This window comes from Actinomadura parmotrematis (assembly GCF_019458805.1).
GTDB lineage: Bacteria > Actinomycetota > Actinomycetes > Streptosporangiales > Streptosporangiaceae > Spirillospora > Spirillospora parmotrematis.
The window spans coordinates 116,058-138,376 of the sequence record NZ_JAIBOA010000002.1 but is presented as its reverse complement, the minus strand read 5'-3'; the positions used below and the strand labels follow the sequence as shown (position 1 = coordinate 138,376).

Below are 22,319 nucleotides of genomic sequence, written 5' to 3'. Positions count from 1 at the left end.
GGGGCTCAACCGGGCGAGCTCGTCGTCGGGACCGGCGAGTGCCCCTGCGCTGGAGAGGCACCTGCCGCATCGGTCGGACGCTCCGTCCCGTTCGCCGCAGGTCGGCCGCCGTTCCGCCCCGTTGGGGGCGCCGCTTCGCGCGTTGGCCGTTGCCGGGTCCGAGCTCGGCGCGCCGCAGGTGATCGGCGGGCCGGGTGGGGCGCTCTAGGATGTGCCGGTCCGTCCTGGTGGGGGCGGGTCTGTGGAGCCTGGAGGCCGGTGTGGCGACGACGGTGACATTGACGGGGACGGGGGTGCCCTACCCCGACGCGGCGCGGGCCGGGGCCGGGACGCTGGTGCGGTACGGCGACACGGTCCTCCAGTTCGACGCCGGACGGGCGACGGCCATGCGGCTCGCCGCCGCCGACGTCGTGCCCGCCGCGCTCAGCGCCGTGTTCGTCACGCACGTGCACAGCGACCACGTCGCGGGCCTCGCGGACCTCGCGCTGACCCGCTGGGTGCAGCAGGGGCTCTTCCCGTCCGGGCCGCTGCCCGTCGTCTGCCCGCAGGGCGACGCCGAGGGGTTCGTCGCGGAGATGCTGCGCCCCTACGCCGCCGACATCGCGGTGCGCCGCGAGCACGCCGGGCACGGCGGCGACCCACGGGTGGACGTCGCCGCGTTCGCGCCGGGCGGGCGGCCCGCCGAAGTGTGGCGGAGCGCGGACGGCGAGGTCGCGGTCGAGGCCGTGGCGGTCCACCACGAGCCGGTGAAGGACGCCGTCGCCTACCGGGTGCGGACGCCGGACGCGACGGTCGTCGTGTCGGGGGACACCCGGGTGTGCGCCGAGGTCGAGGAGTTGAGCCGCGGCGCCGACCTGCTGGTTCACGAGGCGTGCCGGGCGACGGCGCTCGGGCCGGCGGTCGCCGGGACGTTCCTGGAGACGATCTTCGCCTACCACGCCGACACCGTCGCGCTCGGCGCGATGGCCGAGCGGGCGGGCGTCCCGCATCTCGCGCTGACCCACCTCATCCCCGCGCCCGCCGACGAAGCGCAGGAGCGCGAGTTCGCCGACGACGTGCGCTCCGGCGGCTACACCGGGACGATCAGCGTCGGCCGCGACCTGATGTCCTTCACCCTGCCCGCGGCGTAGCGGTCGGAGGGGCGGAGGCCCGCTTGGACGCTGACCGTGGCCCGGGGCGGTTATCGGGGTGCGGGCGCCCGGCGCGGACCCTACCTTCGTCCCTGCGGTCCCGTCGGGCCGTCCGAGCCGAAGGAGTCTCGATGGACCACCGTGCCGTTCGTTCGCCGCTGTTCTGCGATGTCGCTCTTGCCGAGCGCGTTGAGCGCGCCGAGGTCGAGCTCATCGCGGCGTCCGCTGAGGCCGCGCGAAGCCGCAGGGGAGTGGCCGAGGGCTTCACGATCCCTGTTGCGGGCGGGGTCGCGAGCTTCATCGAGGCGGATTCGCCGTTGAACAAGGTCGCCGGGCTCGGTTTTGCCGGGTCGCCGTCCGCTGCGGAGCTCGATGAGGTCGAGCATGCCTTTGCCGCTCGCGGCGCCGCCGTTCAGGCCGAGATCGCCACGCTCGCCGATCCCGCGCTCGGCGGTCTGCTGGCGGATCGCGGCTACCGGCTCGTCGGGTTCGAGAGCGTTCTTGGGCTGGCGCTCGGCGACTACGAGGCCGGACCTGCCCCGGACGGGGTCGAGGTCCGGCCGAGCGGCGACGGCGAGTTCGACGCCTGGCTGGACGTCGTCGCCGGTGCGGTTCTGCATCCCGACGTGCAGGGGGTTCCGGCGCACGAGGACTTTCCGCGCGACGTCCTCGTGAGCGCGATGCGCGACATGGCGGGGGCCGGTGTACGGCGCTTCGCCGCGCTGCGCGGCGCCACCCTTGCGGGCGGTGCCAGCATGCGCACCGCCGGGGGCGTGGCGCAGCTCACCGGCGCCGCGACCACCCCCGAGCACCGCCGCCACGGCGTGCAGACGGCGCTGCTCGCGGCCCGGCTCGCCGACGCCGCCGCGTCCGGCTGCGACATCGCCGTCGTCACCACGCAGCCCGGTTCCCGGTCGCAACAGAACGTGCAGCGCCAGGGGTTCGACCTGCTCTACACCCGCGCCGTGCTCGTGAAGGAGAGCTGACCCCGCCGGGCCCCTCATCGTGCTGACGATGAGGCCGATGCGGGTGAAGCAGTCGAGCGCGCCGAACAGCCCGTACCAGGGGCCTGCGGTGGTGATGCCGAAGACGGACAGCGGCACCGGCCCGGCGTCGCGGGCTACAGGAACTCGCTCCGGTAGGTCGGGGCCAGCTCGGCCGCGCGGCGGCGGCGCTCGGCGAGCTCGTCCGCCGACAGCCGCGGCGGCGGCGCGTCCTTGCCCGCGACGACGTCGCCGATGCGCAGGAAGTACTCGTCCTGGCCGGCCGGGGTGCACATGCACAGCATGCGGGCCGGTGCGCCCGAGACGTTGCGGAAGTTGTGCGGCGCGTTGGCCGGGATGTTGATCGTGGACCCGGCCCGCACGGTGCGCTTCTCGCCGCGGAAGGTGAACTCGATCTCGCCTTCGAGGAGGGTGAACATCTCCTCGAAGTCGTGCCGGTGCGGCGGCGGGCCGCCGCCATCGGGGACGTGCATGTCGATCAGGCAGTACCGGCCGGCGGTCTGCGCGCCGGTGATCAGCATGGCGTAGGTGTCGCCCACCAGCGAGACGTACGTCGTGCCGGGGTCGTCCGGGTCGGCCACGGTCAGCGAGCGGGACGGGTCGTCGTCGGGGATCATCGCGGTCCTCTTCCTCAAGAACGGCAGGGCAGCGGGTCAGGCGCCGGGCGCGACGACGACCTTGCCGCTGGGCAGCGCGCCCGCGGCGGCGTCGGCGTGCAGGGCCGGCAGCTCGGCCAGCGGCACCCGCCGGGCGACCTCGACGCGCAGCTCGCCCTTGTCGACCAGCTCCACCAGGTGCGACAACTGCTCCGCGTCGCTGCGGACGAACAGGTCGACGCCGCGCACGCCGCGCTCCTCGTCGGAGGGCGCGGGCGCCCACACGGTGGTGTTCACCAGGACCCCGCCGGGGCGGATCAGGCCGAGCAGCTCGGCGAGCCGTCCCGGCTCGGGCGGCGCGAGGTTGAGCACGGCGTCGACCGGCTCGTTCAGCGCCGCGACGACGTCGGCGGCCGTGTGGTCGACGACCTCCTGCGCGCCCGCCGCCGCGACGCGGCCGGCGCTGCGCGGGCCCGCCGTGGCGATCACGTGGGCGCCGGCCCGCGCGGCGAGCTGCACGGCGTAGCCGCCGACCGCCCCGCCCGCGCCGTTGATCAGCACGCGCTGCCCGGCGGTCAGCCCGGCGTGCTCGAACAGCGCCTGCCAGGCGGTCAGCCCCACCAGCGGCAGCGCGGCCGCGTCGGGCAGCGCCACGCTCGCGGGCGCCGGCGTCAGGGCCTCGGCGGGCGCCACGACGTACTCCGCGGCCGCCCCGTCGCCCGTCATCGGCAGGAAGCCGATGACCTGGTCGCCGACCTGGACGCCGGTCGCGCCCTCGCCGAGCGCGTCGACCGTGCCGGCGACGTCGATGCCGGGCGTGTGCGGCAGCGCCACCGGGATCGGCCCCTGCATGAAGCCGGCGCGGATGCTGGCGTCGACCGGGTTGAAGGACGTCGCCGCGACGCGGATCCGCACCTGCCCGGCCCCGGGGACCGGCTGCTCGACGTCCTCGTAGCGCAGGACATCGGGATCGCCGTACTCATGGAAACGCACTGCCTTCATGGTTCTCCCCGCTCTCGTCCGGCAGGCCGTTCGGGACTGCCGCGCGATCGAGTCTAGGAACGGTCCATCGCCTGGAACGTGTACTTTTGCGACAGTGGACGGTACGGCGGCGACACCTTCACGGGGACGGGGGTCACATGTCGAGCAGGCCGCGTTTCCTCGGTCCGGGCGGCCGGATGGGCACGTTCACCGTCGACGCCGGATCCACCGGCACCGGCCGGCGGACGTGGGAGCCGTTCATCGACACCTGGAACGACCGCATGGGGGACCTGTACCCCCTGCCGGAGTTCAGCGCCTCCACCGTCGAGGGCTTCCGGGGGACGATGCGCTCGGTGGCCCTGCAGGACACCGCCGTCAACGAGCTCTGGGCGTCCTCGCCCGTGAGCACCCGGGCCGTCGGCGCCCACGAGCACGACCAGGTCAGGCTGTACGTCGGGCTGCGCGGCGCGGTGACCCTGCGGGACCCGCACGATCAGGGCGGTGACGCCCGCGTCTCGGCCGGCACCTACTTCCTGCACCACTGCACGGTGGAGAACCACTTCCACACCACGCCCGTGATCGGCACCCGCATCTTCATCTTCCCCGGCGACGCCCTGCGCGCCCTGGTCGCCGGCCGGCCGCGCGCCGGCCGGGCGACCTCGCCCGCGGCGCAGATCCTCATGGCGCACACCAGCACGGTGCAGCAGGTCGTGGGCGGTCTGAGCCCGGCCGGCGCGCAGGCGTCCCGCAACGCCCTGCTCGAACTGGTCAAGGGGCTGCTCCTCGACGCCTTCGACGACCGCGAGCCCGCCTTCACCCCCGCACTGGCGCAAGCGGCCCGGAACCTGGCCGACACCAGGCTCACCGACGCCGAGCTGTCACCGGCCGCGATCGCCGCGCACCTGCACGTCTCGGTCCGCACCCTGCAGCGCGCCTTCGCGGAGACGGACGAGCCGCTCAGCGCCTACATCCGCCGCCGGCGCCTGGAAGAGGCGGCCGCGGCGCTCCTCGCCCCCGGCTCGCGGCTCAGCGTCACCGAAGCGGCAGCGCGCTGGCAGTTCACCGACAGCAGCCACTTCATCCGCTCGTTCAAGAAGCACTACCACGCGACACCGGCCCAGTTCGCGCGCCGACCGGCCTGAGCGCTCCGGCGGCGTAGCGGTCAGGGGGCCGCGGCGCGGCGGTGGGCCAGGACGGCGAGGGCGCGGCGGCCCCAGCGGATGTTCTCCTCCTCGAAGGAGAGGCCGCGCAGCAGCGTCAGGTAGGGGCCGATGCGCTCGGCGGAGGCGAGGAACTCCTCCTCGGTGCGGCCGGCGAGCAGGCGGGCGCGCAGCCGCTCGAAGCGGGCGACCTTCGCCTCCGCCCAGCCGATCCGCTCGGTGATCGCCGCCGCGACCGCGTCCAGATCGCCGGCGTCGGCGGCCTGCACCTTCACCATCAGCTCGTCGCGGATCGCGCCCGGCCGGGGCGCGGCGGCCGTGAAGGCGCGCAGGGCGGCGCGGCCGGCGTCGGTGAGGGAGAACAGCCGCTTGTTGGGGCGCCGCTCCTGCTCGACGACGCGCGCCGACACCAGGCCGTCGGCCTCCATGCGCTCCAGCTCGCGGTAGAGCTGCTGCGGCGTCGCCATCCAGAAGTTGGCGACCGAGGCGTCGAAGCCCTTGGCGAGGTCGTAGCCGGACGCCTCGCCGTCCAGCAGGGCGGCCATCACCGCGTTGCGCAGCGCCATGCCGCCACGATAGCCGCCGTCAGCGGCGCAGCGTCGAGCCGCTCAGGCGGGGCTTCCCGGCACCGAGGAAGAAGATCCCCGGGTAGCCGGCGGTCTCGAACCGGGCGCTCGGGTTGTGCAGCAGCCGGGACCGGTCGAGGGCGAGCGTCCCGGTCCGGTCGTTGCTGACGAAGAAGATCGCGCCACCGCCCTCGGCGGCCCGGTTGCCCTGCACGACGGTCCCGGCGAGCCGGATCGCGAAGCGGTTGCCGTCGGCGTAGATCGCGCCGCCGCTGCCGCCGCCCGGCGTGCCGCCGCGCGCGGGGTTGGCGCCCCGGCCGATCGCGCGGTTGCCGGTGAACAGGGAGTTCAGCACCGTCCAGGAGGTGCCGATGCCGCTGAGGGCGCCCCCGTTGGAGCAGACGCCGCCGCTGAACGTGCTGCTCGTGACGTAGACGGGCCGCCCGCCCGACTGGTCGAGGACGCGCAGCGCGGCGCCGCCGAGATCGGGGCCGGTCGCGTCGCACCGGTTGCCGGTGAAGCGGGCATTGACGACGAGGAGCCGCCCGCCGCGCACGAACACCGCGCCGCCACCGCCGCCCTCGGCCTTCTGCCCGGTCGAGTTCCCGTTGGCGAACCCGATGTTCTGCAGGACGAGCCGCGGCGTCGGCTGGTCGTTGCAGTGCGACGTCGTCCACCCCTGCTTCTGGTCGCAGGTGTTCATGTAGAGGATGCGGCGTTTCCCCGCGCCGCTGAGAGTCACGAGCCCGCCGCCGTCGAGGACGACGCGACTGCTGCGGTTCACCACCTTCGCCGTCGCCGCCATGGTGATGGTGACGGGCCGCGGACCGCAGTCGAAGGTGACGACGCCGCCCTTCGCGACGGCCGCGACGACGGCCGCCGACGTGCAGCCCTTCGGCGAGCCCTTGCCGATGACGGTCGTCGCGTGCCGGGTGTCGACCGCCCGCGCCTCGGCCGGGACGGACGCGCCGCCCGCCGGGTTGCCCGCCCGGAACGGCTTGGCCTTCGGCTTCGGCTTCGCCTTCTTCTTCTTGGCGGACGCCGACGGCGAGGCGCTCGGCGCCGCCGATGCCGGGAACGCGCTGGGCGTGCCCTCGGCGGCCACCCGCTTGGGGTGCGCGCCCCCGCCGCAGGCGCCGAGCGCCACGCATCCCGCCACCGCCACGACCGCCACGGACCATCGCATCCGCCGACCATAGCGGTTCATAACGCCCCGGAACGGCGCATCGTTCAGCTCACCGGACGGTGAGGACCGTCTTGCCGGGACGCCGCCGACGTCCCGCCTGGTAAGCGCGGCGCCCAAGAGTCAGCGGGAGTGTCTCGGCGACGATCGGGCGGAGCCGCCCGTCGTCCACCAGCGCCGCGATCTGCTCCAGCGCGGCGGCGTCGGGACGGACGGTGAACGCCTCCGCCGACACCCCGTGCTCGTGCGCACGCGCGCGGTCGGGCGGCGAGGCCAGCGCGACGAGCCGCCCGCCGGGCCGCAGCACCCCGTACGCGCGGTCCTGCACGTCGCCGCCGACGATGTCGAGGACGACGTCCACACCCGCCGCCGTCCGCGCGAACGGCTCCGCGAGGTCGACGAACCGGTCGGCGCCGGGGCGGCGCAGGAACGGCGCGTGCCGGGCCGCGCCCGCGGCGGTCACCCGGGCGCCGAGCAGCCGCGCGAGCTGCACGGCGTGCGCGCCGGCGCCGCCCGCCGCGCCCCCGCCACCGTCAGCAGCGGCGGGTGCCCGGCCTGCGCCCACGTCAGCTCGCCGGTCGCGGGCCGGTAGCGGGCGAGCAGCGCGCTCGCGGTGAGGCCCGCCGGGTTCCGGCAGGCCAGCTCGTTCAGCCGCCCGAGGACGGACCCGGGCGGCCGCCCGAGCCGCGCCCCATGACGTCGCCGACGGCGAGCACGACGTCGCCGCGCGGCAGCACCGCCGCCAGGTACCAGTCGCCGCCGAGCCCGAGCGCCGACCCGGCACCGCGCAGGCGGACCCCGACGTCGAGCCCGCGCTCCCCGCCGAGCAGGGCGCGGTGCGCTCCGGCGGGACGGGCGGCGGCCGGGCGGGCGGTGGGCGGTGCTGTCATCTGGACCCCTCCGATCGGGACGATCGCGATCTTCACCGACGGTAGGAGCCGGACCCCGGGCCGCACATGAGGGAAACGACTGCACCGTCCCACTCGGCCGGCCGCACCGCCGGAGCCCCGCCCCCACGCGGCTGAGTCGAACGACCCGAGCCCGCCGACCCCGCCCGAGCAGGGGAATCAGCGGGCCGCCCGCGCTGTTGACGATGCCCGTAGGGACCTTCGAGAGGAGAGAGCATGGGCACCGTGGACCTGACCAAGGACACCTTCGAGCGCACGCTCGCCGACAACGACATCGTCCTGCTGGACTTCTGGGCCGCCTGGTGCGGGCCGTGCCGCGCGTTCGCGCCCGTCTACGACACCGTCTCCGAGGCCAACCCCGACGTCGTCTTCGCCAAGGTCGACACCGAGGCCGAGCAGGAGCTCGCCGCCGCGTTCGACATCCGCTCCATCCCGACCCTGATGGTCGTGCGCGAGGGCGTCGTCCTGTACGCCGAGCCCGGCGCGCTGCCGCAGGACTCCCTGGAGTCGCTGGTGAAGCAGGTCAAGGAGCTGGACATGGACGAGGTGCGCCGCCAGGTCGCGGCGAACAACGCCGCCTGACGCACCCCCCTAGTGGACGGCGACGCGGTCGCCGGGGGCGCCGCCGTCCTTCGTCCACCCGTCGTGGCCCGCCTCGGCCCGCCACTTCTTCCCGGCGAACCGCACCTCGCTGAGGCCGTAGACCTGCGCGTGCGTGACCATCCACGACGCGACGGCCCAGCCGACCCGCGTCGACGTCACCATCACGTGCTCCACGGACGCGTCGCCCTGCGGCGGGTCCACCTGGAGGCGGCTGCCGAACGCGCGCCGCATCTCGCGGACCGCCGCGGCGCGGCGCGGCGCCGTCTCCCGGGACGGCGGGTACCAGCAGCGCGCCGCGGCCGCCTCGCGGCCGGTGAACGCGCGGGCCAGCACCTTGCCGTCCGGCTCGTGCTGGGCGTAGGCGGTGCCGTCGGCGCTGCGCTGCACCCGCTGCGCGGCGTCGTGCAGGTCGCGGTCCAGGTAGTCCTTCACCTTGACCAGCGCGTCGAAGAACTTGCTGGTGCTCTGCACCGGGTCGCGCAGCTTGTCGGGACTGCCCCAGCCCTGCGACGGGCGCTGCTGGAACATGCCGACCGAGTCGCGGTCGCCGCCCGGCAGGTTGCGGATGTGCGACTCCTGGATCGCGGTCGCGTAGGCGATCACCGCGGCCCGCTCGGGCAGCTGCTTGCGGTAGGCGACCGCCGCGATCGTCGCGGCGTTCGCGCCCTGGTCCAGGTCCAGCGGCATCTTGCCCTGCGCCGTCCGCACCTCGCAGCCCGAACCGTGCAGGTAGGGCCGCACCTTCAGCCAGCCCGCGTAGCCGCCCGCGCCGAGCGCGAGCACCAGGACGAGACCGGCGGCGGGCCAGCGCCACCGGCGGAGGCGGCGGCCGCCGCCACCGCTCCGCGTCTCCTCGCCGGACCCCTCGTCCGGCTTCGCCGAAGCTGCCACGCGACGACCGTACCGGCAGATGGCCACCACTAAGCTCGGGGTCCATGAGCGAGACGCCCGCCAGCCCGCTTCCGGACGCCCTCGACGACCTCTGGGAGGCCCGCGCCGCGCTCACCCCGGACGACGCCGAGGCGCGCGCCGTCGTCGTCTCCGCCATCGACCGCATCGACGCCGGCGAGGCCCGCGCCGCGTGGATCGACCCCGCCACCGACCGCGTCGTCGTGGACGAGCGGGTCAAGCGGGCCATCCTGCTCGGCTTCAAGGTCCTCGGCATGGTCCGCGGGCAGGTCGGCGACTTCCGCCACCACGACCGCATCCCGCTGAAGACCCGCCTGGACGGCGTGCGCGTCGTGCCCGGCGCCATCGCCCGCTGGGGCGCCTACCTCGCGCCCGGCGTCGTCCTCATGCCGTCCTTCACCAACATCGGCGCCCACGTCGACGCCGGGACCATGGTCGACACGTGGGCGACCGTCGGGTCCTGCGCCCAGATCGGCCGCGGCGTCCACCTGTCCGGCGGCGTCGGGATCGGCGGCGTGCTGGAGCCGCCGTCGGCGGTGCCCGTCGTCATCGAGGACGAGGTGCTCGTCGGCAGCCGCTCCATGATCGTCGAGGGGGCGCGGGTCGGGCGCGGCGCCGTCCTCGGCGCCGGCACCAACCTGTCGGCGTCCATGCCCGTCATCGACGTGGAGACGGGCGAGGAGATCGCCCGCGGGCACGTCCCGCCCTGGTGCGTCGCCGTCAGCGGCACCCGCCCGAGGGAGTTCGCCGGCGGCACGTTCGGGCTGCCCGCCGTCCTCGTGCTGCGCCGCCTTGAGCCGGGCCGCCGCCACGACAAGGCCGAGCTGAACGAGATCCTGCGCGGGCACGCCCTCTAAACTGGTGGCCATGCGACTCGACCTGCACGCGGACGTGGTGGACCTGACGGCGGCCCTGGTCGACATCGAGTCCGTCAGCGGCGACGAGGCCGCCATCACCGGCGCCGTCGAGGACGCCCTGCGCGCCCTGCCGCACCTGGACGTCGTCCGCGACGGCAACTGCGTCGTCGCCCGCACCGGCCTCGGCCGCGCCGAGCGCGTCGTCCTCGCCGGGCACCTCGACACCGTCCCGCTGAACGGCAACCTGCCGTCCCGCCGCGACGGCTCGCGGCTCTACGGGTGCGGCACCTCCGACATGAAGGCCGGCGTCGCCGTCCAGCTCGCGCTCGCCGCGTCGATCGCCGAACCGTCGCGCGACGTGTCCTACATCTTCTACGACTGCGAGGAGGTCGACGCCGACCGCAACGGCCTCAACCGCCTCGCCGCCGAGCGCCCCGACCTGCTCGCGGGCGACTTCGCCGTCCTCATGGAACCGACCGGCGGCCTCATCGAGGGCGGCTGCCAGGGCACCATGCGCATCGAGGTCGCCGTCACCGGCGAGCGCGCGCACAGCGCCCGCGCCTGGATGGGCTCCAACGCGATCCACTCCGCCGGCGCCGTCCTCGACGTCCTGCGCGCCTACGAACCGAAGCTGCCGGTCGTGGACGGCCTGGAGTACCACGAGGGCCTGAACGCGGTGTTCATCAGCGGCGGCGTCGCCGGCAACGTCATCCCCGACGCCTGCACCGTCACGATCAACTACCGGTACGCGCCCGACAAGTCCGAGGCGGACGCCGAGGCGTACCTGCGGTCCCTGTTCCCGGATCACGCCGTGACGGTCGTGGACTCCTCGCCCGGCGCGCGCCCCGGCATGGACCACCCCGCCGCCGTCGCGTTCGTCGGGGCGACCGGCGCCGAGGTCCGCGCCAAGCTCGGCTGGACCGACGTCGCGCGCTTCTCCGCGCTCGGCGTCCCCGCCGTCAACTACGGGCCGGGCGAGCCGACCCTCGCCCACACCAAGGGCGAGTACGTCGAGACGCCGCTGATCACCGAGGCGCTGGAGCGCCTGACGGCCTGGCTGTCCTGAGCAGCCCCGCCACCTGGTCGATGATCCGCGCCATGCGCGGCAGCGACTGCCAGAAGGAGTGGTGGCCGGGCGTGCGGACGACGTGCGCCGGCACTCGCGCGGTCTCCAGGGCGCGGGTGAGCTTCGGCAGGTCCTTCCGCTTGGACAGGTAGCTGTCGTCGCCCTGCACGATGACGACCCGGCGCAGGCGCGCGGCGGCGTCCAGCGCGTCGGGCACGAGGCGCTGCTTGCGGAGGGCGTTGGCGAGGAGCGCGAGGTCGTCCACGCGGCGGTTGGCGGGGTCGCCGGGACGCTCCACGGCGCCTTCGACGGCCCGCGTCTCGGCGAGGTAGCCGGGCATGTGCCGGTCCTCGAACCGGGTGGCGGCGTAGAGGCCGGGCATCGTCCAGGGGCGCAGCGCGACGGGCTCGAACAGCACCAGCGCTTCCAGCGGGTTCTGCGCGACGGCCGCCATGGCGGTGCCGACGGACGTGCCCATCGAGTAGCCGATGATCCCGGACTCCTCGCCCGCGACCGTCCGCGCCGCCGCCAGCATGCGGGCGGCCAGCGGCCGGAAGTCCCCGCGCAGCAGGGCGCGGCGCTCGGCCCGCCCCAGGCGCGTCGGCGCGCACCCGAAACCGGGGGTGTCGACGACGACGAGGCGGGCTTCGAGGCGCCGGGCCATCAGCGCGAACCGCTGCATCTCGAAGGCGTCGGCGCAGGCGTGGAAGCCCTGGGCGACGACGAACACCTTTCCGTCGTCACTGTTCCGGCCGTCCACATCGGTGACGGTCACCCCGTCCACGTGCAGGGTCCGCCACGTCAGCGCATGATCGAGCACGGTGCCGCCTTCTCAGACCGGAGGGAAGCGGAACACCGTCGAGGACGCGTACGTCCCGCCGGGCCGCAGGACCGTGGACGGGAACTCCGGCCGGTTGGGGGAGTCGGGGAAGTGCTGCGGCTCCAGGCAGAACCCGGACCGCCGCCGGTGCGGGCGCCCGGACGGGCCCTTGGTGGAGCCGTCGAGGAAGTTGCCGGAGTAGAACTGCACGGCCGGGGCGTCGGTCGTCATCTCCATCGTGCGGCCGCTGCCGGGATGCGTCACGGTGACGGCGCCGTCGTCCAGCACGTAGCAATGGTCGTAGCCGCCCGCCGCCATCAGGTCGGGGTGCGGCTCGTCGATGCGCACGCCGATGGCCTGCGGGGCGGTGAAGTCGAACGGCGTCCCGACGACGGGGGCGAGCTCACCGGTGGGGATGAGGTCGGCGTCCGTCGGGAGGTAGCGGGCGGCGTCCATGTGCAGGACGTGCCCGAGGACGTCCTCGTCCTGGCCGCCGCTGAGGTCGAAGTAGCCGTGATGGGTGAGGTTGACGACGGTGGGCGCGTCGCTTGCGGCCTCCAGGTCGATCCGCAGCGCGTCGCCGGACAGCGCGTACGTCACATGGACCTCGACGGCGCCGGGGTAGCCCTCCTCCCCGTCCGGGCTGAGGTAAGTGAGGGTGAGCGAATCGTCAGTGGCCTCCGCGACCTCCCACACCTTCTTGTCGAACCCCTCCCGCCCCCCGTGCAGGCTCGCCGCCGGCTCGTTGCGGTGCAGCCGGTACTCCCGCCCGTCCAGCTCGAACCGCCCGCCCGCGATGCGGTTGGCGTACCGGCCGACCGTCGCCCCGAAGTAGGAGGACCCGGCGACGTACTCGTCCAACGTCCCGTACCCGAGCACGACGTCGACGCTCTCCCCGTCCGCCCCGGGCACCTCGAGCGACTGCACCGCGGCCCCGTACGTCAACACCCGCACCCGCAGCCCGGCCGCGTTCTCCAACGTGAACCGCCGCACGACCTCCCCCGACCCCAGCCGCCCGAACTCCTCGCCCACCGCCATGCCCGCCTCCACCGACCCACCGCCCCGACCGCCCGATGTTATAGCCGCCATCACGTCCCTTTCGCACGGTTCGGCTGCCTCCTAGGGCGACGTCAGGGGGCCTTCGTGTCGTCGGGCGCGTCCGCGTCGGGGACGCGTTGGGGACGGCCGGCGGGGAGATGCCCGTGCTCGGCCGGAGGCGGCGCGGCGTCCTCGTCGTCGGGGCCGCTGAACGCTCCCGATGGTTTCCTGCCGGCGGTCATGGGCTCTCCCTGTACTCAGCGATGTGTCTCACCAGGAGAACCGGCGGTCGGCCCGGGACGCGGCTGCGGTGCAGTATCCGCACGGATGTGCGGATACTGCACACTTCCCTGGGCGGGGGCGTGCCGGGCCCGTAGCGTGGTGACGGGATTCTCCGCCGCGTCCGGGGAGGCGCAGATGAACCGTCCCGACCCCTTCTGGACGTCGGCGCCGGTGCAGGCCGCGGTACGCGCCGGCGATTTCGGGCGGGCGGTGCGGCTGGCCCGCGAGAGGCAGGGGCGGACGCAGGCGGAGCTCGCCGCGGCGGCCGGGTACTCGCGGTCGACGGTGAGCCGGGTGGAGACCGGCGCCCACGCCACTCTGGATCTAGGACGGCTGCGGGCGGTGGCCGACGTGCTCGACATGCCCGAGGACGTCTTCGGGGCCTTGTTCGGGCTGGAGATCCGGTCCACGGTTACGGTGGTCTCACAGGAGGCCGCCGTGCCGGGGGGAGACGATCCGATGCGCCGTCGCACGCTGCTGACCGCGGGGCTGACCGTGGGCGGGCTGGTGGTGCCCGCCGGCCTGCTCTCCCGCCTGGACGAAACGTTGCTGCTCATGCCCGATCTCGACGGACCGGCGTCGCCGCGGCTGGTCGCCGCGCGCCTGGCGGCGGCGCGTGCGCGATGGGACCAGGGGGCCGTGCCCGAGCTGCTGGTGGAGCTGCCGGATCTGCTCGCGCTCGCGCACCGCACGGCCGACGAGCGCGGCGGTCCCGAGGACCTCGCGGCGGCGGCCGGCGCCTACGACCTGGCGGCCGAGACGCTCGACAAGGTCGGCGCCGCCGCGCCATCGCAGCTGGCCGCCGACCGGGCGGTGGGATTCGCCGAGCGGTCCGGCGACGCGGTCGCCGCCGCCTGGGCGGCCCGCGCCCGGTGCGTGGTGCTGCGCCACCAGGGACGCACCCCGCTCGCGCAGCGGATCATGCTGCGGGCGGCGGCGCAGGTCGAGCGGACCGGCCTGCGCACCGGGGCCGAGCGCGGCGCGTACGCGCAGATGCTCGCGACCTGCGCCTACACCGCCGCCCAGGACGGCAAGGGCGACGACGCGGTCGCCCTGCTGGACGAGGCCGCGCAGGCGGCACGGGGGCTGCCTGCCGTGGCGCTGGCCGGGCGGCGGACCCCCATTTCCGCGGCGCAGGTCCGGTTGTACCTGGTCGGCGTGCAGTGGGCGCTCGGCGATGCCGGCGCGGCATTGGCGGCCGCGCGCCCGCTGCGCGCATCGATGTTCAGCACGCCCGAGCGGCGGGCGCGGATGCACACCGACACCGCACGGGCGCTGGTGCTCGGCGGCCGCCATGAGGCGGCCGTCACCCACCTGCTCGCGGCGCACCGGCACGCCCCCGCAGAGGTCAACGGCCGCTCGGCGATCCGACGCGAGGCCACCCGGCTGGTCCGCGACCACCGCGGCGTCGCCGGCGCCCGCGAACTCGCGGGCGTCCTGGGCGACGTCCGCTCCGTTTAACCGGGCCGCCGCCGACGTCAGGCCGACATCAAGGCCCAGACGACCTTGCCCTGAGCAGTGGCCGAGGGACGGACGCCGCACTCCTTGGCGTACGCGGCGATGATGGCGAGGCCGCGGCCGTTCTCGGCGGTGTCCGAGGCCGGACGAGCCTCGGGGCGGGCGGGCGAGGGATCCCAGCACTCCAGCAGCGGCGCGCCGTTGTGCAGCGCGCAGCGCAGGCGGATCCGACGGCCGCGCGCGGCGGCGACGGCGTTGGTGACGATCTCGCTCATCACGAGCATGGCGTCCTGCACGTCGCACCGGCCGATCTCCCAGTGGGTCAGGGAGTAGCGCACGAGCTCGCGCGCCAGTACCACCGACGAGGGCTCGGCGAGCAGATTCATGCGGATCTCGGCGGAGATCGCGGCCGGCTGAGCTGCGGGAGCGTGGTCGTGAGCGTTCATGATGTGCCGCCCTGGGAAGTCGGTGAACTTGCCACCACTTTCCGTAGGCGTCCCATAACCTGGCGTGTATCTGGAAACATCCGAGACACCAGTGGGCGGCATGAGTGCCAGGGAAATGATCGATCCGAAGGCGTCGATGTGGTCCTGGATGGCCTTCGATCTGTGGTTTTACCGTACTCAACGGGGGCTTTCGCTGGCGCAGGTCGGCCTGATCGTCAAAGCGACGCGCGGCACTGTATCCAACTGGGAGGCGGGCAGGCTCAAGCCCAAGCAAGACCAGTTGAAACTCCTCGACTCCGCCTGGAGCACGGGAGGCCACTTCGAGCGCCTGGCGTGGTACGCCCGAACGGGACACGAGCCTGATTGGTTCCGCCAGTTCCTCCAGTACGAAGAGGCCGCGTCGGAGATCAGGGCTTATCACGGCAAGACGGTCCCCGTACTGCTGCAGACCGCGGGTTACTCCCAGGCGCTGCTATGGGCGGCGGGTCGCAACCGCGAGGTGGAGGCGGAGAGCAGGGCCCGCGCGAAACGGCAGAAGATCCTTCAGCGGGAGGACGGGCCCTACCTGTGGATTCTGCTTGATCAGGAAGTGCTGGAGCTGCCCGTCGGCGGTCCGCAGGTCATGCGTGAGCAGCTCCGGCAGATGATCGATGTGATGAAGAATCCCCGCTTCTCCGTTCGGGTCGTCACGCGTGAGACCGGGCCCCATCCCGGTCATGACGGTTCCTTTCAGCTCTATCGTGTCGGCGATCGCCGGGTGGCCTACGCGGCTGCGCAGATCGGTGGGCGGCTGATCGAGGACACTGCCGAAGTCTCGACTTTGGGGATACGGTTCGATCAAATCGGGGCGCTGGCTCTGTCGCGTGACGCCTCGATCGAGCTGATCCAGAGCGCGGTGAGGAAATTCGATGATCAATTGGCGTAAGAGTTCCCACAGCGGCGGCTTGAACGATGACGCCTGTGTGGAGTTGGCGGATCTCGCCTCTGGTGTGGGAGTCCGGGATTCCAGGAATCCTGCCGGTCCGCGCCTGGAGTTCGACCGGGCGATCTTCGACCGCCTCCTGCGGGCTGTGAAGCGCGGCGATCTCGCTTCTTGACCGGCTGGGTATCGGGCGGGGTCGGCCGGCGGTGTGGTGATCCACCCGGCCCGCCCGATGGGCACCACCGTCCATGACCGCCTGGTCATCGGATGTTGAGATGCGGCGTGTTGGGCATTTCCAAGATCGAAAGTGCGCAACACGCCGCATCTCAACGAGTGGTGACCGGGTGGTCATCGCCATCCTGAGGGCTCAGGGTCTGCGGGTGTGGAAGGTGCGGCGGAGGTCGGTGATCCAGGCGTCGGGGTTCTCCCAGGGGATGAAGTGGCCGCCGTGGTCGTGGGCGTTGACGTTGACGTGGTTGAACCAGGTGGCCTGCGGGCCGGACTCGAACGCCTGGACGCGGTCGGCGGCGGTGTGGATGCCGGGCGGGTTCTCGTAGGTGACGAAGGTGAGGCCGACCGGGGCCTGCACGACCGGGGTGCGGTCGTGGGCGGGGGTCCAGGGGTGGCGGTTGGCGTTGGCGTAGTAGCGCATCGAGGTGGCGATGGAGTTGTTCGCCCAGTAGATCGTGGCGTGGGTGAGCAGGTCGTCCCTGCTGAACACGGACTCGACGTCGCCGCCGTTGTCGCTCCAGGCGTTCCAGCGCTCCAGCAGCCAGGCGAGCAGCCCGGCGGGCGAGTCGCTCAGCCCGTGCGCCAGGGTGGCGCCGTCGAGCGTGTGCACGGCGAGGTGGGACGCCGAGCGGTGGTCCAGCTCGATGATGCGGGCGCGGACGTCGGCGGGCTGGTCGTCGGTGAGGGGCCGGTTGCGGGCGAGGTCCCAGGCGCGGGGGCCGTTGAAGAAGTCGAGCGGCAGGCCGGAGCCGATGTGGACGCCGTACAGCTCGTCGGCGTACTTGTGGCCGAGCTGGCTGGAGACGATCCCGCCGATGTCGCAGCCCCCGGCGGCGTATTTCGCGTATCCCAGCGTCTCGGTCATCAGGGTGTGCCAGAGGTCGGCGACCTTCCAGAAGTTGACGTCCGGGAAGCCGGTGAGCGGGCCGGGGAAGCCGAAGCCGGGCAGGGACGGCACGATGACGTCGAACGCGTCGGCGGGGTCGCCGCCGAAGGCGGCCGGGTCGGCGAGCGGGCCGATCACCTTCGACCAGTGCCAGAACGTCCACGGCCAGCCGTGGGTGAGGATCAGCGGGATCGGGCGGGAGCCGCGGCCCGGCTCGCGCATGAAGTGCACCGGGACGCCGGCGACGCTCACCCGGTAGTGCTCGTGGGCGTTGATGGCGGCCTCGGCCTTGCGCCAGTCGTAGCCGTCCCGCCAGTAGGCGACCAGCCCGTTCAAGTAGCCGGCCGGGACGCCGTAGGACCAGTCCTCGTTCCCCTCGTCCAGCGGCGGGCGGGTCAGTGCGAGCCGGGCGCGCAGGTCGTCGAGGACCGCGTCGGGCACATGGATCGGCGTGGGTTCCAGAGGGAAGGCGGGAGAGGAGGTCAAAGCGTTCCTTACGGGGGAAGCGGGCCGTAGACGACATGCTGCCCACGGCCTTTCGCCTCGGCAAGCGGGAAGGGCCGGCTTCGGGCCGGGACCGCTGCGGCCGACGTCCGGTTTCAATGGGGGGTCATCGGGGTTAATTCGTTGGCCAATTCGGTGGGGGCGGCGTTTTCGGGGGTGCGGCGGTGGAAGGTCTCCGGAAATGCTGGAGCGGGGATCGTGGTGGTGACGGTGGAAGAGGCCGGGCGGGGCGCGTCGGCCAAGAGGTTCGCGTTGCCGGCTCTGACGGCCATGGTCGTGGGGTCGATGGTCGGGGCGGGCGTGTTCTCGCTGCCGCGCAACTTCGCGCAGGCCACGGGGGTCTTCGGGGCGATCGTCGCCTGGGCGATCGCCGGGTTCGGCATGCTCATGCTGGCGTTCGTGTTCCAGATCCTCGCCGTGCGGAAACCCGAACTGGACGCGGGTGTTTACGCCTATGCGAAAGCCGGATTCGGGGAGTTTCCGGGGTTCTTCTCGGCTTTCGGGTATTGGGCGAGCGCGTGTGTCGGCAATGTGTCTTATTGGGTGCTGGTCAAGTCGACGCTGGCGCCGCTCTTCCCCGCGCTCGGGACGGGCGACACGGTGGTCGCCGTGGCGGCCTCCACGGTCGGGGTCTGGGCGTTCGCGCTGCTGATCCTGCGCGGGGTGCAGCAGGCCGCGGCCGTCAACAAGATCGTCACGGTGGCCAAGCTCGTCCCGATCGTGATGTTCCTGGTCGTCGTGCTGGTGTCGCTCGACGCCGGGGTGTTCGCGGCGAACTTCTGGGGCGGGGAGCGCTCGCTGTCGTCGATCGCCGGGCAGGTCCGGGCGACGATGCTGGTGACGGTGTTCGTGTTCCTCGGCGTGGAGGGCGCGAGCGTCTACTCGCGCTACGCCCGGCGCCGCGCGGACGTGGGGCGGGCGACGGTCCTCGGGTTCGTCAGCGTCCTCGCGCTGTTCGCCTCCGTCACGCTGCTGTCGTACGGGACGCTGCCCCGGTCGGACCTCGCCGATCTGCACCAGCCGTCGATGGGCGGCGTCCTGGAGTCGGTGGTCGGCTCGTGGGGCAGGGCGTTCATCGGGGCGGGCCTGGTGGTCTCCGTGCTCGGGGCGTACCTGGCGTGGACGCTGATGGCCGCCGAGGTGCTGTTCGTCAGCGCCGAGGACCGGGACATGCCGCGCTTCCTGCGCCGCCAGAACGGCGCCGGGGCGCCGTCGGCCGCGCTGGTCCTCACCAGCGCCCTCACCACCGCCGTCCTGGTGACGACCCTCTTCTCCGACGACGCCCTCACCTTCACGCTGGAGTTCTGCAGCTCCCTGTCGCTCGTCCCCTACCTCCTCACCGCCGCTTACGCCCTCAAGCTCGCGGTGACGGGCGAGACGTACGCGGACGATCCGGGCGCGCCGCGCCGCCGTCACCTGCTGACGGCCGGCGCGGCGGTCGTCTACACCGTGTTCCTGCTGTGGGCGGCGGGGCTGAGCTACCTGCTGCTGTCGTGCATCGTCTACGCGCTGGGGACGATCCTGTTCGCGATGACCAGGCGGGAGAACGGCCGGCGGGTCTTCGCCCGCTCGGAGCTCGCGCTGTTCGCGGTGGTGGTGGCGGGCGGCGTGCTCGGCGTCGCCGGTCTCGCGGCCGGATGGATCACTCTCTGACGCCGAGCAGGTCCAGCAGTTCGCGGCCCTGCGGCCAGGCGCCGAGGCCGCTGGCGGAGTTGAGGTGGCCGCGGGCGCCGACGAGGCGCAGGCGGGCGCCCCACCGCGCGGCGAGGTCGGCGGCCTTCTCCGGGGTGCAGTACGGGTCGTCGGTGCTGGCCACCACCAGGACGCGGCAGGGGAGCGGCTCGGCGGCGAGGTCGACGAAGGTCGCGGCCTCCTCGCGGGGGAACGCCGTGCTGTCCGAGTCGGGCGGCGCGACCAGGAAGGCGCCGTCCACCTGCGCGGACGGGTTCCTCGCCAGCCAGGCGGCCGTCGCCCAGCAGCCCAGGCTGTGCGCGACGAGGACGACGCGTCCGCCCTGCCCGGCGGCCTTGTCGTAGGCCGTCTGGACGGCGGCGACCCAGTCGTCGAGGTCGGGCGCGGACCAGGAGGCGGGGGCGATCCGCACCGCCGCGGCGCCCCACTCCCGCTCCCACGACACCTGCCAGTGCCGCTCGTCGGAACCGCCGATCCCCGGGACCATGACGTACCCGCCCATACCCACCACCGTTCCGCTCGCCGCCCCCAGCGATCATGGAGGCGTCCGTCCGGGATTCTCGCCGAGGCGCCCGGACGGCGGCGGCGGCGCAAGCGATCTCAACGCGGACGGGGCGGACGACGATGGAATCACTCGACGGGATCGACCGGGAGATCCTCCTCCTGCTGCAATCCGAGGGCCGGCTGTCCGGCGCGGAGGTGGGGCGCCGCGTCGGGCTCTCGCAGCCCGCGGCGGCGGCGCGCATCCAGCGCCTGGAGCGGAGCGGCGTCATCACCGGCTACCGGGCCACGGTCGACCCGGTGGCGCTCGGCCTGAACATCCACGCCGTCATCCGCCTCCGCACCACCCACGCCCGCCTCGCGCAGGCCCTGGACCACGCCGCCCGCACCCCCGAGATCGTGTCGGTGCTGCGCGTCACCGGCGAGGACTGCCTCGTCCTCGAAGCCCGCTGCCCCCAGGCCGGCCGCCTGGAGGAGATCGTGGACGCCCTCGCCCGGCACGGCCCGGTCGTCACGTCCCTGGTGCTCCGCTCCTACCCGCCGAAGCCCCTGCCCGACGATCCCTCGCGCGGGGCTTGAACCTGACGCGGCGTCATGTTCTAGCGTCGGGCGCGTACCCACCGGGAGAGGGGGAGGGCATGCCGCACGACGACGGGACGTGGCGGATCGGCGAGCTGGCGCGCGCGACCGGGCTCACCGTCCGGACGCTGCACCACTACGACCGGCTCGGCCTGCTGTCGCCGCGAGCGCGGACCGCGGGCGGGCACCGCTGCTACAGCGGCGCCGACGTCCGGCGCCTGCACCACATCGTCGCGCTGCGCGGCCTGGGCCTCCCGCTGGAGGAGATCGGGACGCTCCTGGACGGCGAGCCCGACCCCGCCGGCCTGCTCCGCCGCCAGCTCGACGCCGTCGAGGAGCGCATCCGGCAGGCCGCCGACCTGCGGGCACGGCTCCTGGACGTGCTGGACGGCCTGGACCGCGACGCCGAACCCTCCGCCCGGCAACTCCTGCACCTCATCGAGGAGACCGTCATGATGAACGAGCCGATGACCCCCGAACAGTTCGCGCGGCTCCAGGAGACGCGCGAGCGGCAGATGCGCGACCTCAGCGAGGAGGACCGCGCCGCGCTCGACCGGAAGCGCCGGGACGCCTGGGACGCGCTGACCCCGCAGGAGCAGGAGCGAATGGCCGAGCGCCGCCGCCGCATGCTCCCGGCCGGCGGGTAGCGGCCCGTCAGAGGTGGCTCAGGATGTTGAGGATCCGGCCGTTCGGGTCGCGGACGAAGAAGCGGCGGACGCCCCACTCCTCGTCCTGCAACGGGTGGACGATCTCCGCGCCGGCCGCCCGCAGCGTCGCGTGGACCGCGTCCACGTCGTCGACCTCGATGCTGAGGTCGGGGACGGCGGGCGCGGTCCGGTCGGCGGTGACGAAACCGAGCTGGCCGCCGGGCGAGGCGAGCGCCACGACCCAGCCGTGGTCCATGACCTCCTCGAAGCCGAGCAGCCCGTAGAAGTCGCGGTTCTCCCGCAGGGCCTCGGTCTGCACGTTGGGCACGATCCGGCGGACGGTCATCGACGGCTCCGAAAGGGACGGGGACGGTACGTGGACGGCGCCCATCCTGGCCTTCGGGACACGCCCGCGTCTTGAACGGACGGGAGATCCCCGCGACGGGCGCGACCTCTTCGCCTGACGGGAGGGCGGCGCGCCGCCGAACTCCCTGCGAAATGGGACGTTGCCCCGGCGGCACCGGGGCTACGGTGATCCCATGACTGACGACGCCGCCCGGACGCACCGCCAAGGCCCCGCCACCCTGCGCGGGCTCGCCCTGCCCAAGACGACGACCGACCAACGGCTGCTGGACAACCGCGGCCCGGCCGACTGGGTGCACGCCGACCCGTGGCGGGTGCTGCGCATCCAGGCCGAGTTCGTCGAGGGCTTCGGGCTGCTCGCCGAGATCCCGCAGGCCGTCAGCGTCTTCGGCAGCGCCCGCACCAAGCCGGGCACGGCCGAGTACGACCTCGCCGTCGACATCGGCGCCCGGCTGCACGAGGCCGGGTACGCCGTCATCACCGGCGGCGGTCCGGGGATCATGGAGGCGGCCAACAAGGGCGCCGACGAGGCGGGCGGCCTGTCGGTCGGCCTCGGCATCGAGCTGCCGTTCGAGCAGCGGCTGAACGACCACATCGACATCGGGCTGGAGTTCCGTTACTTCTTCGTCCGCAAGACGATGTTCGTCAAGTACAGCCAGGCGTTCATCGTGCTGCCCGGCGGGTTCGGGACGCTGGACGAGCTGTTCGAGGCCGTCACGCTGGTGCAGACCCGCAAGATCACCCGGTTCCCGATCGTGCTGGTCGGCACGGCGTTCTGGGGCGGCCTGCTGGACTGGATCAAGGACGTCATGCTCACCTCCGGCAAGATCGCCGAGGCGGACCTGGACCTGCTGCACCTCACCGACGACCCCGACGAGGCCGTCCGCCACGTCGTGGAGGCCCACCAGAAGGAGGCCGCCCGCCGCCTCGCCGAGGAGGAGGCCGCCGTCGAGGCGACCGCCGAGGGCGCCGGCACCGGCGGCTGAC

General features: G+C 73.5%; 28 protein-coding genes. 13 read left to right on the top strand and 15 right to left on the bottom strand.

The features are described from left to right. Nucleotides 1-260 precede the first annotated feature (260 nt). Both K1Y72_RS03470 and K1Y72_RS03465 read left to right on the top strand, forming a co-directional pair. The gene (locus K1Y72_RS03470) at nucleotides 261-1,130 is read left to right on the top strand and encodes an MBL fold metallo-hydrolase (RefSeq protein WP_220163147.1); all 870 of its coding nucleotides are present in this window, start codon (nucleotides 261-263) and stop codon (nucleotides 1,128-1,130) included. A 131-nt stretch (nucleotides 1,131-1,261) separates the two neighbouring features. Continuing rightward, complete coding sequence (locus K1Y72_RS03465) at nucleotides 1,262-2,116, top strand: GNAT family N-acetyltransferase (protein WP_220163145.1); 855 nt, start codon at nucleotides 1,262-1,264, stop codon at nucleotides 2,114-2,116. A 134-nt stretch (nucleotides 2,117-2,250) separates the two neighbouring features. Here the strand turns inward: K1Y72_RS03465 and K1Y72_RS03460 are convergent, their stop codons facing one another. Continuing rightward, nucleotides 2,251-2,769, bottom strand: a complete 519-nt coding sequence (locus K1Y72_RS03460) for a cupin domain-containing protein (RefSeq protein WP_220163143.1) — start codon at nucleotides 2,767-2,769, stop codon at nucleotides 2,251-2,253. A gap of 18 nt (nucleotides 2,770-2,787) precedes the next feature. Beyond that, nucleotides 2,788-3,732, bottom strand: coding sequence for an NADP-dependent oxidoreductase (locus K1Y72_RS03455; RefSeq protein ID WP_220163141.1), 945 nt, complete (start codon nucleotides 3,730-3,732; stop codon nucleotides 2,788-2,790). A gap of 137 nt (nucleotides 3,733-3,869) precedes the next feature. On the opposite strand from K1Y72_RS03455, the gene K1Y72_RS03450 reads away from it, so the two are divergent. Next, a complete protein-coding gene (locus K1Y72_RS03450; RefSeq protein WP_220163139.1) occupies nucleotides 3,870-4,853 on the top strand; it encodes a helix-turn-helix domain-containing protein in 984 nt (327 codons plus the stop codon). Between the two features lie 20 nt (nucleotides 4,854-4,873). Here K1Y72_RS03450 and K1Y72_RS03445 read toward each other — a convergent pair whose 3' ends face one another. From K1Y72_RS03445 to K1Y72_RS35895, 5 genes are read right to left on the bottom strand one after another with little or no spacing between them, the layout of a single operon-like run. Then, the gene (locus K1Y72_RS03445) at nucleotides 4,874-5,437 is read right to left on the bottom strand and encodes a PadR family transcriptional regulator (protein ID WP_220163137.1); all 564 of its coding nucleotides are present in this window, start codon (nucleotides 5,435-5,437) and stop codon (nucleotides 4,874-4,876) included. A 19-nt stretch (nucleotides 5,438-5,456) separates the two neighbouring features. Next, nucleotides 5,457-6,623, bottom strand: a complete 1,167-nt coding sequence (locus tag K1Y72_RS03440; protein WP_220163135.1) for a hypothetical protein — start codon at nucleotides 6,621-6,623, stop codon at nucleotides 5,457-5,459. A 49-nt stretch (nucleotides 6,624-6,672) separates the two neighbouring features. Next, nucleotides 6,673-7,185, bottom strand: coding sequence for a zinc-binding dehydrogenase (locus tag K1Y72_RS03435; protein WP_308286865.1), 513 nt, complete (start codon nucleotides 7,183-7,185; stop codon nucleotides 6,673-6,675). Then, complete coding sequence (locus tag K1Y72_RS37525; protein ID WP_372452833.1) at nucleotides 7,080-7,373, bottom strand: SpoIIE family protein phosphatase; 294 nt, start codon at nucleotides 7,371-7,373, stop codon at nucleotides 7,080-7,082. The genes K1Y72_RS03435 and K1Y72_RS37525 overlap by 106 nt, the downstream gene beginning before the upstream one ends. Next, complete coding sequence (locus K1Y72_RS35895) at nucleotides 7,268-7,510, bottom strand: hypothetical protein (RefSeq protein ID WP_258571867.1); 243 nt, start codon at nucleotides 7,508-7,510, stop codon at nucleotides 7,268-7,270. Before K1Y72_RS35895 ends, K1Y72_RS37525 begins: the two co-directional genes overlap by 106 nt. 234 nt (nucleotides 7,511-7,744) lie before the next feature. Here K1Y72_RS35895 and trxA point away from each other — a divergent pair, with 234 nt between their 5' ends. Then, nucleotides 7,745-8,110 carry a thioredoxin gene (gene trxA, locus K1Y72_RS03425; protein WP_220163129.1) on the top strand — a complete coding sequence of 122 codons (366 nt, stop codon included), beginning with the start codon at nucleotides 7,745-7,747 and terminating at the stop codon, nucleotides 8,108-8,110. A 9-nt stretch (nucleotides 8,111-8,119) separates the two neighbouring features. On the opposite strand, the gene K1Y72_RS03420 is transcribed toward trxA, so the two are convergent. Beyond that, the gene (locus K1Y72_RS03420; RefSeq protein WP_308286864.1) at nucleotides 8,120-9,022 is read right to left on the bottom strand and encodes a hypothetical protein; all 903 of its coding nucleotides are present in this window, start codon (nucleotides 9,020-9,022) and stop codon (nucleotides 8,120-8,122) included. A gap of 44 nt (nucleotides 9,023-9,066) precedes the next feature. Here K1Y72_RS03420 and K1Y72_RS03415 point away from each other — a divergent pair, with 44 nt between their 5' ends. Both K1Y72_RS03415 and dapE read left to right on the top strand, forming a co-directional pair. Beyond that, on the top strand, nucleotides 9,067-9,897 hold the full coding sequence (locus K1Y72_RS03415; RefSeq protein WP_220163127.1) for a 2,3,4,5-tetrahydropyridine-2,6-dicarboxylate N-succinyltransferase: 831 nt from the start codon (nucleotides 9,067-9,069) through the stop codon (nucleotides 9,895-9,897). 10 nt (nucleotides 9,898-9,907) lie between these two features. Beyond that, nucleotides 9,908-10,963: a succinyl-diaminopimelate desuccinylase gene (gene dapE, locus K1Y72_RS03410; RefSeq protein WP_220163125.1), complete on the top strand. Its 1,056-nt coding sequence runs from the start codon at nucleotides 9,908-9,910 to the stop codon at nucleotides 10,961-10,963. Here dapE and K1Y72_RS03405 read toward each other — a convergent pair. From K1Y72_RS03405 to K1Y72_RS03395, 3 genes are all read right to left on the bottom strand, one after another. Next, nucleotides 10,923-11,783 carry an alpha/beta fold hydrolase gene (locus K1Y72_RS03405; protein WP_220163124.1) on the bottom strand — a complete coding sequence of 287 codons (861 nt, stop codon included), beginning with the start codon at nucleotides 11,781-11,783 and terminating at the stop codon, nucleotides 10,923-10,925. The two genes, dapE and K1Y72_RS03405, sit on opposite strands and share 41 nt — an antisense overlap. Nucleotides 11,784-11,795: 12 nt before the next feature. Then, complete coding sequence (locus K1Y72_RS03400; protein ID WP_220163122.1) at nucleotides 11,796-12,821, bottom strand: aldose epimerase family protein; 1,026 nt, start codon at nucleotides 12,819-12,821, stop codon at nucleotides 11,796-11,798. 92 nt (nucleotides 12,822-12,913) lie between these two features. Further along, nucleotides 12,914-13,063, bottom strand: coding sequence for a hypothetical protein (locus tag K1Y72_RS03395; protein ID WP_220163120.1), 150 nt, complete (start codon nucleotides 13,061-13,063; stop codon nucleotides 12,914-12,916). A gap of 175 nt (nucleotides 13,064-13,238) precedes the next feature. On the opposite strand from K1Y72_RS03395, the gene K1Y72_RS03390 reads away from it, so the two are divergent. Further along, the gene (locus tag K1Y72_RS03390; RefSeq protein ID WP_220163118.1) at nucleotides 13,239-14,564 is read left to right on the top strand and encodes a helix-turn-helix transcriptional regulator; all 1,326 of its coding nucleotides are present in this window, start codon (nucleotides 13,239-13,241) and stop codon (nucleotides 14,562-14,564) included. Nucleotides 14,565-14,581: 17 nt separating this feature from the next. Here the strand turns inward: K1Y72_RS03390 and K1Y72_RS03385 are convergent, their stop codons facing one another. After that, on the bottom strand, nucleotides 14,582-15,007 hold the full coding sequence (locus K1Y72_RS03385) for an ATP-binding protein (RefSeq protein WP_220163115.1): 426 nt from the start codon (nucleotides 15,005-15,007) through the stop codon (nucleotides 14,582-14,584). A gap of 64 nt (nucleotides 15,008-15,071) precedes the next feature. Here K1Y72_RS03385 and K1Y72_RS03380 point away from each other — a divergent pair, with 64 nt between their 5' ends. Together K1Y72_RS03380 and K1Y72_RS03375 are read left to right on the top strand one after the other, a co-directional pair. Continuing rightward, complete coding sequence (locus tag K1Y72_RS03380; RefSeq protein WP_220163113.1) at nucleotides 15,072-15,932, top strand: helix-turn-helix domain-containing protein; 861 nt, start codon at nucleotides 15,072-15,074, stop codon at nucleotides 15,930-15,932. After that, entirely contained in the window at nucleotides 15,916-16,104 is a 189-nt protein-coding gene (locus tag K1Y72_RS03375; protein ID WP_220163111.1) for a DUF397 domain-containing protein, read from the top strand. The genes K1Y72_RS03380 and K1Y72_RS03375 overlap by 17 nt, the downstream gene beginning before the upstream one ends. Before the next feature lie 192 nt (nucleotides 16,105-16,296). Here the strand turns inward: K1Y72_RS03375 and K1Y72_RS03370 are convergent, their stop codons facing one another. Continuing rightward, entirely contained in the window at nucleotides 16,297-17,532 is a 1,236-nt protein-coding gene (locus tag K1Y72_RS03370; RefSeq protein ID WP_220163109.1) for an epoxide hydrolase family protein, read from the bottom strand. A gap of 222 nt (nucleotides 17,533-17,754) precedes the next feature. Here K1Y72_RS03370 and K1Y72_RS03365 point away from each other — a divergent pair, with 222 nt between their 5' ends. Continuing rightward, on the top strand, nucleotides 17,755-19,203 hold the full coding sequence (locus K1Y72_RS03365; RefSeq protein WP_308286863.1) for a basic amino acid/polyamine antiporter: 1,449 nt from the start codon (nucleotides 17,755-17,757) through the stop codon (nucleotides 19,201-19,203). Here K1Y72_RS03365 and K1Y72_RS03360 read toward each other — a convergent pair. Then, the gene (locus K1Y72_RS03360; protein WP_220163108.1) at nucleotides 19,193-19,744 is read right to left on the bottom strand and encodes an RBBP9/YdeN family alpha/beta hydrolase; all 552 of its coding nucleotides are present in this window, start codon (nucleotides 19,742-19,744) and stop codon (nucleotides 19,193-19,195) included. The genes K1Y72_RS03365 and K1Y72_RS03360 overlap by 11 nt on opposite strands. Nucleotides 19,745-19,866: 122 nt before the next feature. Between K1Y72_RS03360 and K1Y72_RS03355 the strand changes: the two genes are divergently transcribed. After that, entirely contained in the window at nucleotides 19,867-20,322 is a 456-nt protein-coding gene (locus K1Y72_RS03355) for an Lrp/AsnC family transcriptional regulator (protein ID WP_220163107.1), read from the top strand. A gap of 59 nt (nucleotides 20,323-20,381) precedes the next feature. Then, the gene (locus tag K1Y72_RS03350) at nucleotides 20,382-20,969 is read left to right on the top strand and encodes a MerR family transcriptional regulator (protein ID WP_220163106.1); all 588 of its coding nucleotides are present in this window, start codon (nucleotides 20,382-20,384) and stop codon (nucleotides 20,967-20,969) included. Between the two features lie 7 nt (nucleotides 20,970-20,976). Here the strand turns inward: K1Y72_RS03350 and K1Y72_RS03345 are convergent, their stop codons facing one another. Further along, nucleotides 20,977-21,315: a VOC family protein gene (locus K1Y72_RS03345; protein ID WP_220163105.1), complete on the bottom strand. Its 339-nt coding sequence runs from the start codon at nucleotides 21,313-21,315 to the stop codon at nucleotides 20,977-20,979. A gap of 193 nt (nucleotides 21,316-21,508) precedes the next feature. Between K1Y72_RS03345 and K1Y72_RS03340 the strand changes: the two genes are divergently transcribed. After that, the gene (locus K1Y72_RS03340) at nucleotides 21,509-22,318 is read left to right on the top strand and encodes an LOG family protein (protein ID WP_220163104.1); all 810 of its coding nucleotides are present in this window, start codon (nucleotides 21,509-21,511) and stop codon (nucleotides 22,316-22,318) included. The last annotated feature ends 1 nt before the right edge of the window (nucleotide 22,319 follow it).

Coding starts and splice junctions, on each gene's coding strand:
- K1Y72_RS03465 (WP_220163145.1), top strand. CDS start 1,262: ATGGACCACCGTGCCGTTCGTTCGCCGCTGTTCTGCGATGTCGCTCTT.
- K1Y72_RS03455 (WP_220163141.1), bottom strand. CDS start 3,732: ATGAAGGCAGTGCGTTTCCATGAGTACGGCGATCCCGATGTCCTGCGC.
- K1Y72_RS03450 (WP_220163139.1), top strand. CDS start 3,870: ATGTCGAGCAGGCCGCGTTTCCTCGGTCCGGGCGGCCGGATGGGCACG.
- K1Y72_RS03445 (WP_220163137.1), bottom strand. CDS start 5,437: ATGGCGCTGCGCAACGCGGTGATGGCCGCCCTGCTGGACGGCGAGGCG.
- K1Y72_RS03440 (WP_220163135.1), bottom strand. CDS start 6,623: ATGCGATGGTCCGTGGCGGTCGTGGCGGTGGCGGGATGCGTGGCGCTC.
- K1Y72_RS35895 (WP_258571867.1), bottom strand. CDS start 7,510: ATGACAGCACCGCCCACCGCCCGCCCGGCCGCCGCCCGTCCCGCCGGA.
- trxA (WP_220163129.1), top strand. CDS start 7,745: ATGGGCACCGTGGACCTGACCAAGGACACCTTCGAGCGCACGCTCGCC.
- K1Y72_RS03415 (WP_220163127.1), top strand. CDS start 9,067: ATGAGCGAGACGCCCGCCAGCCCGCTTCCGGACGCCCTCGACGACCTC.
- dapE (WP_220163125.1), top strand. CDS start 9,908: ATGCGACTCGACCTGCACGCGGACGTGGTGGACCTGACGGCGGCCCTG.
- K1Y72_RS03400 (WP_220163122.1), bottom strand. CDS start 12,821: ATGGCGGTGGGCGAGGAGTTCGGGCGGCTGGGGTCGGGGGAGGTCGTG.
- K1Y72_RS03395 (WP_220163120.1), bottom strand. CDS start 13,063: ATGACCGCCGGCAGGAAACCATCGGGAGCGTTCAGCGGCCCCGACGAC.
- K1Y72_RS03390 (WP_220163118.1), top strand. CDS start 13,239: ATGAACCGTCCCGACCCCTTCTGGACGTCGGCGCCGGTGCAGGCCGCG.
- K1Y72_RS03385 (WP_220163115.1), bottom strand. CDS start 15,007: ATGAACGCTCACGACCACGCTCCCGCAGCTCAGCCGGCCGCGATCTCC.
- K1Y72_RS03375 (WP_220163111.1), top strand. CDS start 15,916: ATGATCAATTGGCGTAAGAGTTCCCACAGCGGCGGCTTGAACGATGAC.
- K1Y72_RS03360 (WP_220163108.1), bottom strand. CDS start 19,744: ATGGGCGGGTACGTCATGGTCCCGGGGATCGGCGGTTCCGACGAGCGG.
- K1Y72_RS03355 (WP_220163107.1), top strand. CDS start 19,867: ATGGAATCACTCGACGGGATCGACCGGGAGATCCTCCTCCTGCTGCAA.
- K1Y72_RS03350 (WP_220163106.1), top strand. CDS start 20,382: ATGCCGCACGACGACGGGACGTGGCGGATCGGCGAGCTGGCGCGCGCG.
- K1Y72_RS03345 (WP_220163105.1), bottom strand. CDS start 21,315: ATGACCGTCCGCCGGATCGTGCCCAACGTGCAGACCGAGGCCCTGCGG.
- K1Y72_RS03340 (WP_220163104.1), top strand. CDS start 21,509: ATGACTGACGACGCCGCCCGGACGCACCGCCAAGGCCCCGCCACCCTG.